Origin of the sequence: Nostoc sp. MS1 (assembly GCF_019976755.1) — a bacterium.
GTDB lineage: Bacteria > Cyanobacteriota > Cyanobacteriia > Cyanobacteriales > Nostocaceae > Trichormus.
Genome location: NZ_AP023441.1, coordinates 4,670,517 through 4,684,590, shown reverse-complemented (window position 1 = coordinate 4,684,590; position 14,074 = coordinate 4,670,517). Strand labels below are relative to the sequence as shown.

The window sequence follows — 14,074 nt, the reverse complement described above, 5'->3', positions numbered from 1 at the left end:
ACCTGCGAAAAACATCATTTTTTCGCAGCAAAGCAACAAAATATTATCAAGAACTTAATAATGAGTAGGGTTTATAAAATTTTGATGAGCATTAATGCTTATATAAATCAGGTAACAGTGGACAGTGAGCAAATTGATTTAACTGATAACTGATAACTGTTCACCAAAAACTAATTTTTGCCATCCTGTGCTTCAATATGAAAGCCGTAAATGACAAGAAATGGTATGCCACAGAAATCAGCCGCTTTGAGGTTTGTAATTTTATTAGGTTTTGTAAGTCTTTGTGCCGATGCTACTTATGAAGGGGCGCGGAGTATTACAGGGGCTTATTTACAAGTTTTAGGCGCTAGCGGCACTGTGGTCGGGTTAGTTGCTGGTTTTGGTGAGTTAATTGGCTATGGTTTGCGTTTAGTCATTGGTTATCTCAGCGACCAATCACGCAAGTATTGGGGAATTACAACATTAGGTTACATCTTGAACACTGCCGTTGTACCGCTTTTAGCTTTTGCTGGAAGATGGGAAGCAGCCGCAGGATTGATGATGGCGGAACGTACTGGTAAAGCTATACGTACTCCCCCCAGAGATGCGCTGCTTTCCCACGGTGTCAGTCAAATTGGCAGAGGCTTTGGCTTTGGTTTACATGAGGCAATGGATCAAACTGGTGCAGTTATGGGGCCTTTGGCTGTGGCTGCAATGGTTTATTTTCAGGGAGAGTATCGTCACAGCTTTACGATTTTGATTGTACCTGCCGTCTTGGGGTTGATAGTGTTGTTAGTACTACAATTTCTGTATCCGAATCCCAGTGATTTTGAAGAGGAAACTGACGAACAGAAACAACAAGAAGGTTTACCCCGGATATTTTGGATTTATTTAGGTGCAGTGGCAATTATTGCGGCTGGATATGCAGATTTCCCGCTCATTGCTTTCCATTTTCAAAAATCAAACATTGCTACAGGACAGACTATACCTCTGTTTTATGCCTTAGCTATGGGTGTAGATGCGATCGCAGCTTTAATTTTCGGCTATTTATTCGACAGGCTAGGCATTTCCATTTTAATTATCGCGGCATTTCTCTCATGTCTATTCGCCCCATTAGTATTTTTAGGAAATAGCCAACTAGCACTTTTAGGCATAGCATTTTGGGGTATTGGTATGGGGGCGCAAGAGTCGATTTTAAAGGCGGCGATCGCAGGTATGGTTCCCATGAATAAACGCGCCACCGCTTACGGCATTTTCAGCACTGGTTATGGTTTATCTTGGTTTTTGGGTAGCGCTTTAATGGGTATTTTGTACGACCATTCCCTCATGACACTGATTATTTTCTCATCTGCAACCCAACTTTTAGCCATTCCCTTCTTTGCCTGGGTGAAATTAAAAGCTGATCCAGGAGTGATGAGTCAGTTGACAGTTGATAGTTGACAGTTTGTTTTTCTCCCCTGCTCCCTCATCTCCCCCATTCCCTCATCCCTATGACCTACACAACGGCAACTTAATTATAAAAGTAGTACCTTCCCCTTCACCTGGGCTGGTGACATGAATTGTACCACCGTGTAATTCGACAAGATAACGAGCGATCGTTAAGCCCAGCCCTAAACCGCCTTGTTGATTTTGCCTGTCTGCTTGGCGGTAACGTTCAAAAACGTAAGGTAAAAAATCTGGGCTAATACCAATACCTGTATCAGTAACAGTAATTTGTGTGTCAGTGTTTGCTTGTAGTAGCTTAACGGTAATTTGTCCCTTAGCAGGGGTAAACTTGATAGCATTTGATAGCAAGTTACCTAAAACTTGTAATAAACGGTTGATATCCCCAGAAATTAGGGGAACTGATTCGTCTATTACTGATTCTAAATGAATATTTTTTGCTTGGGCTGAAGGATAAGCCGTCTCAATTGCTACATTTATAATGGCAGCTAGGTCTACTTGATTACATTCTAACTTCAACTTACCCCTGAGAAGACGAGACATATCTAGTAAGTCTTCTAGGAGTTTTGATTGTGATTGGGCGTTGCGTTCGATGGTTTCTAATGCACGGGTGAATGTGGCTTCATCAAACTGGCGGGTGCGTAGCAATTGTGACCAACCTAAAATAGAATTGAGTGGCGATCGCAAATCATGAGATACCATAGCGACAAACTCATCTTTTGTGCGGTTGGCGGCTTCCGCTTCTGCACGGGCGGCTTTTTCTAGTTGCAATAGGCGATTCCGTTCCGCTTCTAATTGCTTGCGATCATTAATATCTGTACTTGTGCCGAACCATCGCAAAATCCTTCCTGTCTCATCTGTAATGGGAACGGCTCTGGCTAAATGCCAGCGATAACTGCCATCATGTTTACGACAACGTATTTCTTGTTCATAAGGTTGTTCAGTCTTCATCCCCTGCATCCAAGCTTGTTGAATGGCGGCGATATCATCTGGATGAATGACTTGTTGCCAGCCAAGGCCAATGGCTTGCTCTTGAGTTAGCCCAGTATATTCACACCATCTTTGATTGACGTATTCGCATTCACCTTGATTGTTTTTAATCCAAACAAGTTGCGGTATGACGTTGGATAAATGACGGTAGCGTTCTTCACTTTGGCGTAAGGCTGCTTCGGCACTTTTGCTTTGAGTTAAGTCCAGGACAAAGCAGGCTGCGTAACCTTTCTCCTCCTTACCTTCAATTTCGGCCAGTCCTAATAAAATAGGTATCCGATAGCCATCTTTGTGCAAATACTCCTTCTCGAAAGGGGTACAAGCTCCGTAAGTTAGTAATTCGTGAATTTTGTTCTGATCTAGGTCTTGGTATTCTGGTGGCGACATCAAATCCCAACGCAAAACGCCAGCTTCTAATTCAGAGCGAGAATAACCCATCATTGCCAAAAAAGCATCGTTTGCTTCGTATATCTGACCGCTAGCGTCACCAAAATAAATGCCAACGATGTTAGAGTCTACAATGCGACGGAATTTAGCTTCACTTTGACGCAGTGCTACTTCCGCAAGTTGGCGATCGCGCAGTGCTAGTTGCTGTTCGGTGATATCTGTTGTACTGCCAATTATCCGCACTGGTTGCCCATGTTGATTTTTAGTAATTACTCCTTGATCTAATACATAGATATACTGATTATTTTTGTGACGGACTCGATACTCAAAAGTATAAAAATTTTGATTCACTGGAAGATTATGGAATTGCTGAATCAAAGTTTCTTTATCTTCAGGATGGATTTGCTCTTGCCACCATTCTAAATTTGCTGGAACTTCCTCTGGAGAGTAGCCTAAAATCCGTATCAATCCCTCTGTTCTGGCGACTGTATTTGTTTCCAGATCCAATTCATAAATCATTGCATTAACGGCGGCTGCGGCTAGTCGGAAACGCTCATTACTAGATCGCAGTTCTTCCTCCGTCTGCTTGCGAGAGGTGATATCAAAAGCCGTACCCACTATTTGGCGTGGTGAACCATCATCATTTCTCACGAATACAGAATTACGACTGCTAAACCAACACCACTTACCATTGGCGTGTCGCATCCTATACTCATGCTCTATAATATCTTCATCTTTAGCTGAGTTAAATTGTTGAAATAATTGGGGTAGCTTAATAAAATCATCAGGGTGCATTAACTGGACGAGAAATTTGTTTCCCAAAGCTTGGATTGCTTCGGCACTGTAACCTAATAGCTTATTAACCTGACCGTTAAGATAAACATTACACTGCTCTAGCAAGTCATAAACGTATAAAATCCCTGGCGTTGTTTCGGCAATACGCTCAATAAATTTCTGGGTTTCTCGTAATTTCTCCTCACTACGATAGAGTTCTTGGCGTAATTGCCCTTGTACAATTGCTGAGGAAATAGTTGAGCGTAAACGTTCTGCTGTTGTCTCGCCCTTGACCAAATAGTCGTAGACACCGCTTTTCATCGCTTGAACGGCGATCGCTTCGTTCCCATAACCAGTTAGCATGACTATAGCTGGCATAGCTCCTTTTACGAGCTTTTGTAACTCAGTCAAAAATTCTAGTCCATCTAGGTCTGGTAGCAAAAAATCTAGTAAAATTACATCAGGCTGACACTGCCCACATAACTGTAGTGCTTTCTCCCCTGTTTCTTGCTCCAAAATGGTATAGCGATACTTTTGGTCTTGCTGGAGATAGCGGCGATAAGCTACGCGGTCTTCAACACAATCATCAATAATTAAAACAGTTAGCGGTTGTGCCATGACTAATTGCTAACACTAGCAGGAAAATTCACAATATCTAACCAGTAAATTTAAAAGCTGGGAATAGTTTTGATTAATCAATTAATAATAGTTGACTTGATCATGGAACTAGCAACGTGTTATTGGTAACATATCTCAATATCCTTGAGATTACAAGCAGTTGTAAATAGAATTATTAAAGACAAAAAATTCCAGCCCCACAGTTTGCACATAAGGACACAGAAAGATTAATGGTGAAACGTAAAAATGCTTCTAATCCTGATGGTGAGACCGATTGGAATTATGAAACGAAGGTTGCAGAAATAGAAGCAATAATTACTCGCATCGAATCAGGAGAATTAGAATTAGAAACAGTTTTTAACGAATTTGCTAATGCTGTCCAATATTTGCGCCAATGCGAGACTTTTTTACAACAGCGACAGCAACAGGTAGATTTGTTAATTGAAACTTTGAGTGATGAGTAATATCATGTCCGCTTAAATACTTATCTTATCGTGGAGATTGGTAATTGGTAATGGTAAAAGAGAATTACCAATGAAGCTCAACCTATTACCGACTAAACCAACCGTATTGTAAGTAATTAACTGGACTTGATAGCAAACTAAGTTTGGGTTAGCTTGAAAATGATTCTTGGCGAACAGTTGATGTTTGTAATTGTGGACGTAGGCAAAGGTAAGCCAGAGAACCAAGTAAAGGCACAAGCACGACTGCTAAGAATATCTGCGGATTAGTCCAGCGCCGACGCACCATATCGTCAGTAATAATTGTGGGGAATAAGAGATAAAATAGGTAAAATGCCAAACTCATGCCATTAATAAAGCGATCGCTCAAGAATTGCTGTAAGTAATCTCCCCAATCACCAGTAAAACCGTAGGTAAGTATAATCACACTACTAAATGCTAAAATAACACCGTAAATACGTGAATCTAGTAGCTCCAAACAACTATCCTTCTGTCCCGAAAATTGTTGATTAGGTTCACGCAAAGCCAAGTAGGGTATGAATCCCAGTACGCCTGAACCCACTGATGCTATAGCGAAAGGCCAAAAAGGAATCTTTTGCATCCTGCCATCAATAAATAATAAGCCACTGTAAATTAATAACCAAATACCTACTAAAGAAAATATTGCCAGAATAATAGGATTAACTTCAGCCCACTGAAAAGTCAATATATTTTTTAACAGCGTTAGCGTTGCATCTAAGTGGAAGGGCGGCGCTAGAAATAAAACATAGGAGATAAATGCACCCCAGACTAACCATAATGCAAGTTTTAGATTCATATCCCTGATCTGCTGAAATCACTTGCATTTTAAATGATGCCTGAGTTGCTGTTGTCGCTCAATGGGTATAGCTTCGCAGATTAGATTTTCATCGCTGTGTAACAGACACGAAGAAAAGTAAGAAGTTATGTAGAGTGTAGAGTCTTGATACATTTACGAAAATTCTTGCACTGGTGAGAATACATAGCAGCCAAAATCTGGTAGATTAACTCGGAACTCAGGATTACTAACTTGGGAACGCGATTATGAAACCATTTCTTTTTGTCACTGACTTGGATCATACTTTGGTGGGTAATGATGCAGCCTTAGTCCAACTGAGCCAATTACTGACGCAGCATCGCCAAGAATACGGCACGAAGATAGTTTATGCTACTGGGCGATCGCCTGTTCTCTATAAAGAGCTTCAAGAGGCAAAAAATCTCATAGAACCGGATGCTTTAGTCCTGTCTGTAGGTACGGAGATTTATCTTGATGGTAGTGGAAACCCGGATTCTGGATGGTCAGAAATTCTTGCTGATGGTTGGAATCAGGAAATAGTGTTATCAGTAACTAGGCAATTTCCTGAATTAGTTATGCAACCAGAATCAGAACAACGCCCTTTTAAAGCGAGCTTTTTTCTGCATGAAGAGGCTGCATTCCGCATTCTACCTAAACTTGAAGCAGAATTACAAAAATATGAACTAAATATAAAGTTAATTTATAGTAGCGGTATAGACCTTGACATTGTACCATTAAACAGCGATAAAGGTCAGGCAATGCAGTTTCTTCGTCAAAAGTGGGAATTTGCAGCAGAAAGAACAGTTGTCTGTGGTGATTCAGGTAATGATATTGCTTTGTTCGCTGTGGGCAACGAAAGGGGGATCATAGTCGGGAATGCCCGACCAGAGTTGCTTCAGTGGCACAGTGAGTATCCCGCAGACCATCGCTACCTGGCAAAAAACTTTTGTGCAGGTGGAATTATTGAAGGCTTACAATACTTTGGTTTTCTAGAATGATTAGCTATCTTAAAGGTATCGTCGCCGGTATTCAAAACGTAGGCACAAATCGCGTTATCCTCACTTTAGAAGTGAACGGGATGGGGTACGATTTGCAAGTTCCCCAACGCCTAGCCAAGCAATTACCTACAACTGGAGATTTAGTCCAAATCTTCACCCATTACCAAGTCCGGGAAGAAGTACCCTTACTGTATGGTTTCTCCTCCCCAGCCGAGCGTGATTTATTCCGTCATCTATTGTCCGTTAGTGGTGTAGGTGCATCTTTAGCGATCGCCCTCTTAGACACTCTGGAACTACCAGATTTAGTCCAAGCCATCATCGCGGCTAACATCCAAATCCTCATTCAAGCCCCAGGCGTAGGCAAAAAAATTGCTGAACGCATCTGTTTGGAACTCAAAGCCAAACTCATCGAATGGCGCAAATCAGCAGGTTTCTTCGTAGCCACAGAAGGCCCTGCCCCTGGTATTCTCGAAGAAGTGCAAATGACCCTATTTGCCTTGGGATACACCGCCCATGAAGTCAGCCACGCCCTACACGTCGTCAGCGAAGATATCGGATTACCCAAAGATGCCTATGTAGAAGATTGGATCAAACAAGCGATCGCACATCTCAGCAGTAGTGAGCAAGTTAGTCCATAGTCAACAGTCCATAGTCAACAGTTACTTTCCTCCCACTCTCTAAAAATTTTGAATTTTGAATTTTGAATTATTATGACAGACCCCTATGCTTGGTTACAAAATTCACTTTTAACCATTCATCGGGCAGACTGGTATCGTTCAGTGCAAACAATACATGGTCGTCCAGGGGCAACTGTATTTTTAGCGGGGCAGGAGGTAATTAATTTTGCTAGTAACGATTACTTGGGATTGGCTGGGGATGAACGACTGATAGGGGCGGCTGTAGCAGCTACTCAAGAATTTGGAACTGGTAGCACTGGTTCAAGATTACTCAGTGGACATAGGGAATTACATAGAGATTTAGAAAGAGCGATCGCATCTTTAAAACAAACCCAAGATGCGGTAGTGTTTAGTTCTGGGTATTTAGCAAATATTGGTGCGATCGCCGCTTTAGTTGGTAAGCGCGATTTAATATTCTCCGATCAATATAATCATTCGAGTTTAAAAAATGGGGCAATTCTCAGTGGCGCGACAATTATCGAATATGCCCACTGTGATGTCACCCAACTGAGAAACCAATTGCTTCAGCAACGACAAAACTATCGACGTTGTTTAATTTTGACAGATACCGTCTTCAGTATGGATGGGGATTTATGCCCTTTGCCAGAACTGTTGGATTTGGCTGAAGAATTTAGCTGTATGCTGCTAGTTGATGAAGCTCATGCTACTGGAGTCATGGGTAAAACGGGCGCTGGGTGCGTAGAACATTTTGGTTGTACAGGTAGACAATTAATTCAAGTCGGTACTTTGAGTAAAGCCCTTGGTAGTTTGGGCGGATATGTAGCTGGAAGCCATACCTTAATTGACTATTTACGTAATCGCGCCCCAAGCTGGATTTACACCACAGCCTTATCACCCGCAGATACAGCCGCAGCTTTAGCAGCTATTAATATAGTTAAACAAGAACCACAACACCGGATACAGTTGTGGCATAACGTTAATTACTTAAAAAAATTATTACAGGAATTACCCAGCCTGAAATTACTGCCATCAGCATCGCCAATACTATGTTTTCAGTTACCTACTGCAACTGAAGCGCTACAAGTCGGCAAACAACTAAAAGAAGCGGGAATTTTTGCCCCGGCTATTCGTCCTCCCACAGTCCCAACAAGTCGCATCAGAATATCCTTAATGGCAACTCATCAAGAAGCACATATAGAAAGGTTAGTTGCAGTTTTGGCAGAATTGTTATCTGTTGACGGTTGACTGTTAACTGTTAACAGCTAAACAAATTAATAGCGCTTTTCTCGGATAACTAAACCACCTGCAAACGCTCCTAATATTGTACCTACCCAAATTCCAGTTGTACTACCTTGCCATGTCGCTCCAGGGGTTATCCAGAGATTGCATAATTCTTTCATTGCCCAAGGTTGATTTTGACACCTCTGGCTATGCAGCATTAAAGTCATTTGGCTACCGATATAACCGCCAAAAAAACCAGATGATAATGCAAAAAACGTGCAGGTTAAAACTTTGTTTTTAGCCATTAGTTCATACTGAGTTGCAGTCAAAGGTAATAACTTGGGCTGGGAGTAGGGAGTAAGAATTATGTCTGAACGCAACTTAATATCAGTCTATCATTCGTAAACCCCTACACCCCAAAGTAAAATGCTATTAGGGATAAGTTCGCTAAATTTGTAACAGTCCCTCTGGATTCACCGAGAAAAGCGATCGCCTCTGCAAACCTTCGCGGTGTATAATTTCATTGGCTGCTAATAAACCGCTACTAACAGCGCGTTCCATTAAACCGCAAGGGAATGGCATTTTTACCCAATCACCAGCAAACAATAAGTTAGAAATAGCTGTACTGGTTTGGGGGCGTTCTTCATAGCTATTTGGTGGATAACCAGAGAAGTTATGTTGATTCACCAATTCTCGATGTAATAGTGTTGCATGTTTCAAGTCAGGAACTATATCATATAGTTCATTTTCAAAGGTGGTTAACAAAGCCTCTTGAGTGGGGAATTGTTTCTCTTTATAACAATAAGCGTGTAACTCTACCACACTACCACCAGTGCGTTTTGACCAGTCGATAAATTGTTGTTGAATGCGATGATATAAGGTGATACTGTCAGTTAATTGATAGCCTGACAGGGAAGTAAAATTACTTTGTTCCCACTCAAAATCTTGATCAAACCAGAAACGACACACAGCAAAAGGATCAGCAATGCTTAACTTTTCGACTTGCGATCGCACTGTAGAATCTACATCACCATTCATCTGCTTAAATAACTGTTGTACCCCAGGCACATCAGTTGCAAATACATAATAATCTGCGCTAATTGTCTCAGGTAAAGGTGCATTATTAGTTGTAGCTACTAGTTGTAATTCATCATGCTGTTTCTGTACAACTTGCAACTTTTGTAAATCGCGCTTGGCTGGGCCTTTTATGACTTTACCATCAGCAGTAAATTCTGCCCCATGACAAGGACAAAGGAAGTTACCATTTGCTGATTTTTTGACAGTACAACCTTGATGAGTACAAGTTAAAGAAACTGCTGTTTCGTTACCAGATTCTAAAGCGAATACTTCATCTGCTGCTCCAAAGTATTCTGTTTTTGTGTCGGTAATAACTGAGTTACGTTTTACCCAAAAAGGTACATCATTTTGATTACTACCGACATAATATTTTAAGCCTTTAATTTTTCCATCTTCAGCGATAATTTCGCTGACTGTAGCATCGGTGATAATTTTACCACCGTTATCTTTCACACTCATAGCAATGGGTTGGACTAAACTTGTACCCATATCATCTTTCGTACCATTAAAAGCTAGTCCTTCTGGGTTGCCAAAAAAGTAAAAATGGAAGAACTGCATGAGTTCCCCTACACTCATAACATCTGGTGCATTCAAGCTGGATTTAGCAAAGGGGAGAAAATATAAGTCATATAAACCTTGGGGAAATTCCGTTTCCACCCAGTCAGCAACAGAAATATTGTCAAAGCGTTGATAGTTCTTGTCGCGCTGAAAACCTGTGATGGCTTGAAATACTTGTAAGTGCTTGATTTTAGTTAAATTAATCCCCCATTGGAAGCGGTTGGGAGAAGCGATCGCTAAGTCTACAATATTCCAAGGGAAGGCGGAATGGCTGGGACGAAATACTTCTGGTTTGTACTTGTCTCCACGATAAACCACCGAATAAAAGTTGAGTGATTGAAAATTCTCTTTTATTCCCAGTTCTGCAACTATACTTTTCAAGTTGTAGTATTGGGGAAAAAAACCATGAAAGCCATGTTCCATCATGAAAGTTTCGCCAGCAGCTTCTATTTGCCAACTGGCGATTTTTCCACCCAGTTGGGGAGACTTTTCTACTAATGTGACTGCAAACCCCCGTTGACTCAATTCATACGCGCAAGCTAAACCCGCCAAACCTCCTCCAATCACGACAACACTTTTTGCTTGATTCAGTAACCGTGGCAAATTTAAGGTATCTTTTTGAAATACGGTTGGTTTTGGCTTGCTAAACCTGGAGTATCCAGTTACTCCTGCAACTGCACCAACTCCAAACACTTTAAGTAGGGTGCGCCGGGAAACATTGGTAGATTCTGGCAAATTAGGTAATAAACTCATTGGTTACAAAACTAACTCTTCACAATGAAAAACTGCCGTAAAACTATGGTAACGAATCAGTAAATTTTGGGAGGTTTATCCCCTAATCATGGTTAATACTAAACGCACTTATTTTTGCAGAATCAAGAAAATTGTCAATGGTTTGGCGTTATTCCTGATGATAACTTTGCTGGTGTACGAGATTTACGAGAGTTGGGTTGATAGCGTTTTGGTTCTCTAGATGATGATTTTTCTGAAAAATGCAGTCTAAAAATTGTTGTCGTGCGTAACTGGGCTTAACAGATGAAAAATTGTATCCCTGACTTTTGAGAAGATTTGGGGATATTAATTAGTCCGCTCATTTTTCCCCAACTAACCTTATCTGTTTTTACCTGCAATTTTACTGTTCAGAACTTGAATTATTGAGATATTCCATATCGATATAACGCAACCGCTAATATACGCTAAATTATTCAATAACTCTATCTCTTGGTGGTGTAAATACGCATCATCATCTGTGCCTCAGACATTAACTGGCTGGGAACCCTACCTATGACCAACGAAGAACTGCTGCAAATCATCAAACAAGCCGCCAGAGACAACGCCACAACATTAGACCTTTCTGGCAAAGGCTTAACAACGCTGCCAGCAGAGATTGGTCAACTTACCAACCTCAGCAGCCTTGACCTCAGTGAAAATAAACTGACAACGCTGCCAGCAGAGATTGGTCAACTTACCAACCTCAGCAGGCTTGACCTCCGTGGCAATCAACTGACAACGCTGCCAGCAGAGATTGGTCAACTTACCAACCTCAGCAGCCTTGACCTCCGTGGCAATCAACTGACAACGCTGCCAGCAGAGATTGGTCAACTTACCAACCTCAGCAGCCTTGACCTCCGTGGCAATCAACTGACAACGCTGCCAGCAGAGATTGGTCAACTTACCAACCTCAGCACGCTTGACCTCAGAGACAATCAACTGACAACGCTGCCAGCAGTAATTGGTCAACTTACCAACCTCAGAGGGCTTGACCTCAGTGGCAATCAACTGACGACACTGCCAGCAGTAATTGGTCAACTTACCAACCTCAGAGGGCTTGACCTCAGTGGCAATCAACTGACGACACTGCCAGCAGAGATTGGTCAACTTACCAGCCTCTGGTGGCTTGACCTCAGAGACAATCAACTGACAACGCTGCCAGCAGTGATTGGTCAACTTTCCAATCTCAACGAGCTTTCCCTCAGCAATAATCAACTGATAACGCTGCCAGCAGTGATTGGTCAACTTACCAATCTAGAAACCCTGGATCTCGAAAATAATCAATTGATGAATCTGCCGTCGCAAATACAGCTACTAACTAAACTCAAAAAGTTAGATTTGCGCGGTGATGGCAATGCTAACTTGCAGATACCACCGGAAATTTTAGGAAGTTCATGGGATAACTTAGGTGAACCATCCAATATTCTCAACTACTATTTCTCTCTGCAAGCGGAGGAGCAACAGCCCCTCAATGAAGCTAAGGTACTGCTGGTAGGACAAGGCAGTGTAGGCAAAACCTCTCTTGTTAAGCGACTGATTGAAAATAGTTACGACTCCCAAGAGCGCAAAACCGAAGGTATCAATATTAAAAACTGGCAGATTTCCGTCAATGACCAGTCTATCCGCCTCAATATGTGGGACTTTGGTGGACAGGAAATTATGCACGCCACTCATCAGTTTTTTCTGACCAAACGTAGCCTTTACTTGTTAGTAATTGATGCACGTATAGATGAACGGCAAAATGAACTCGAATACTGGCTACAAATTATTCAAAGTTTTGGAGGCGATTCCCCTATCATTATTGTTGGTAATAAGATTGACCAACATCCCCTAGACCTCGACCAAGCCGGACTAGGTAAAAAATACCCTAACATTAAAGATATTGTCCCTGTCTCTTGTCAAGATGGCAGAGGACTGGATAAATTGCGGTCAGCTATCACCGAACAAATTGCTGATTTAGAACATATTCACGATCCACTGCCCAAAAGTTGGTTTCAAGTTAAAACCCACCTAGAACAACTAAAAAAAGATTATATTCCCTACAGTGATTACGAAAAGTTGTGTGAGGATGAAAAAATTGCTAATACTACTAGTCAAACTACCCTAATTGAACTTCTACATCGACTGGGTATTATTCTCAACTTTTCCGACGATCGCCGTTTAGCAGAGATGGGAGTGTTAAATCCAGAATGGATGACAAACGCTGTCTATAAAATCCTCAACGATAATCGACTGCTAACCAAGCATCAAGGCATGATGGATAGTGCTGAACTAAACCGTATTCTTAATGACCCCCGCTATCCCCAAAAAAAGCAATTGTTCATCGTCGATATGATGCAGAAGTTTGAACTTTGTTTTCCCTTGGAGGATGGTAGATTTCTTATCCCCGACTTGCTACCCAAGGAAGAACTTGATACAGGTAAGTGGAAAGATGTTTTAGCCTTCCAGTATCATTACAATGTATTGCCCACCAGTATTATCTCGCGCTTTATTGTACGGATGCACCACCACTCTCAAAGAACTTGGTGGCGTAGTGGTATTGTATTGAGATATCAAGACAACCGTGCGTTAATCAAAAGTGATAGAGAAGACCGGAAAATTTTCATCTCCATTGATGGTTCCCTCTCTACAAGAAGGGAACTATTAGCAATGATTCGTTCTCAGTTTGATGCTATTCATAAAACAATCAAAGGGTTAAACGCAAAAGAGGTAGTACCCCTCCCCAACCAACCAAATATAGTGGTGGACTATGAATATTTGCGAAAATTGGAAGATTTAGGCGAAACTAGCTTCATTCCCCCCGGCCCGAATCCGCAAAAAATCAGTGTTAAAGAACTTTTAGATGGCATAGAATCAGCAGCAGAGCGAGAACGACGACGTAAACCCCATACCCCGGAAAATCCTATGAGCGAACCACCACCACAACCAGAACCACCCAAACCATCGCCACAACACTCACCTGCTGAACGAGGTATAGCGCTGGGTATGGCTTTAGTAGTTTTGCTGGTGTTTGTTATTCTTGTACTCTACCCCAGAGCGATGGAATCCGGTACTCTAGCAATAGTCAGGTTTTTAGCTGCCTCATTTGCGGGAGTAGCAGGTTATTTATTTGCTGGGACTTTGGGATTAGAAGCACAAGTACCTTTAAATAAAAGTTCTATTAAAGCTACTGGGGCGTTTGCAGCTTTTGTGCTGGTATTATTCCTATTTTTCTATGGTATTCCACCATCTGAAAATCCAACTCCGCCTAAGCCTGTTTCATATTTTGGGCGCTTGATTCCTTTTGTTTCTTAAGTTAGATGAGATATTTTTTTAACGCAGAGGGGCGCGGAGGTTAGCGCAGAG

The 14,074-nt window shown here is 41.6% G+C and carries 10 protein-coding genes; 6 read left to right on the top strand and 4 right to left on the bottom strand.

The features are described from left to right. The first annotated feature begins 225 nt into the window (after positions 1–225). The gene (locus tag NSMS1_RS20300) at positions 226–1,419 is read left to right on the top strand and encodes an MFS transporter (RefSeq protein ID WP_224095291.1); all 1,194 of its coding nucleotides are present in this window, start codon (positions 226–228) and stop codon (positions 1,417–1,419) included. Between the two features lie 48 nt (positions 1,420–1,467). On the opposite strand, the gene NSMS1_RS20295 is transcribed toward NSMS1_RS20300, so the two are convergent. Further along, positions 1,468–4,191, bottom strand: coding sequence for a PAS domain-containing protein (locus NSMS1_RS20295; RefSeq protein WP_224086563.1), 2,724 nt, complete (start codon positions 4,189–4,191; stop codon positions 1,468–1,470). A gap of 230 nt (positions 4,192–4,421) precedes the next feature. Here NSMS1_RS20295 and xseB point away from each other — a divergent pair, with 230 nt between their 5' ends. Further along, on the top strand, positions 4,422–4,655 hold the full coding sequence (xseB, locus tag NSMS1_RS20290) for an exodeoxyribonuclease VII small subunit (protein WP_224086562.1): 234 nt from the start codon (positions 4,422–4,424) through the stop codon (positions 4,653–4,655). Positions 4,656–4,803: 148 nt separating this feature from the next. Here the strand turns inward: xseB and NSMS1_RS20285 are convergent, their stop codons facing one another. Continuing rightward, positions 4,804–5,469 carry a hypothetical protein gene (locus NSMS1_RS20285; protein WP_224086561.1) on the bottom strand — a complete coding sequence of 222 codons (666 nt, stop codon included), beginning with the start codon at positions 5,467–5,469 and terminating at the stop codon, positions 4,804–4,806. A 245-nt stretch (positions 5,470–5,714) separates the two neighbouring features. Here NSMS1_RS20285 and NSMS1_RS20280 point away from each other — a divergent pair, with 245 nt between their 5' ends. The 3 genes from NSMS1_RS20280 to bioF all read left to right on the top strand — a co-directional run bounded on the left by NSMS1_RS20280 (position 5,715) and on the right by bioF (position 8,347). Next, positions 5,715–6,464, top strand: a complete 750-nt coding sequence (locus NSMS1_RS20280) for a sucrose-phosphate phosphatase (RefSeq protein ID WP_224086560.1) — start codon at positions 5,715–5,717, stop codon at positions 6,462–6,464. Continuing rightward, complete coding sequence (gene ruvA / locus NSMS1_RS20275) at positions 6,461–7,102, top strand: Holliday junction branch migration protein RuvA (protein WP_224086559.1); 642 nt, start codon at positions 6,461–6,463, stop codon at positions 7,100–7,102. The genes NSMS1_RS20280 and ruvA overlap by 4 nt, the downstream gene beginning before the upstream one ends. A gap of 72 nt (positions 7,103–7,174) precedes the next feature. Next, entirely contained in the window at positions 7,175–8,347 is a 1,173-nt protein-coding gene (gene bioF, locus NSMS1_RS20270) for an 8-amino-7-oxononanoate synthase (protein ID WP_224086558.1), read from the top strand. A gap of 26 nt (positions 8,348–8,373) precedes the next feature. Here bioF and NSMS1_RS20265 read toward each other — a convergent pair whose 3' ends face one another. After that, positions 8,374–8,628 carry a hypothetical protein gene (locus tag NSMS1_RS20265; protein ID WP_224086557.1) on the bottom strand — a complete coding sequence of 85 codons (255 nt, stop codon included), beginning with the start codon at positions 8,626–8,628 and terminating at the stop codon, positions 8,374–8,376. A gap of 142 nt (positions 8,629–8,770) precedes the next feature. Then, on the bottom strand, positions 8,771–10,711 hold the full coding sequence (locus NSMS1_RS20260; protein WP_224086556.1) for an FAD-dependent oxidoreductase: 1,941 nt from the start codon (positions 10,709–10,711) through the stop codon (positions 8,771–8,773). A 531-nt stretch (positions 10,712–11,242) separates the two neighbouring features. Here NSMS1_RS20260 and NSMS1_RS20255 point away from each other — a divergent pair. Beyond that, on the top strand, positions 11,243–14,023 hold the full coding sequence (locus tag NSMS1_RS20255) for a COR domain-containing protein (RefSeq protein ID WP_224086555.1): 2,781 nt from the start codon (positions 11,243–11,245) through the stop codon (positions 14,021–14,023). Positions 14,024–14,074: the final 51 nt, after the last annotated feature.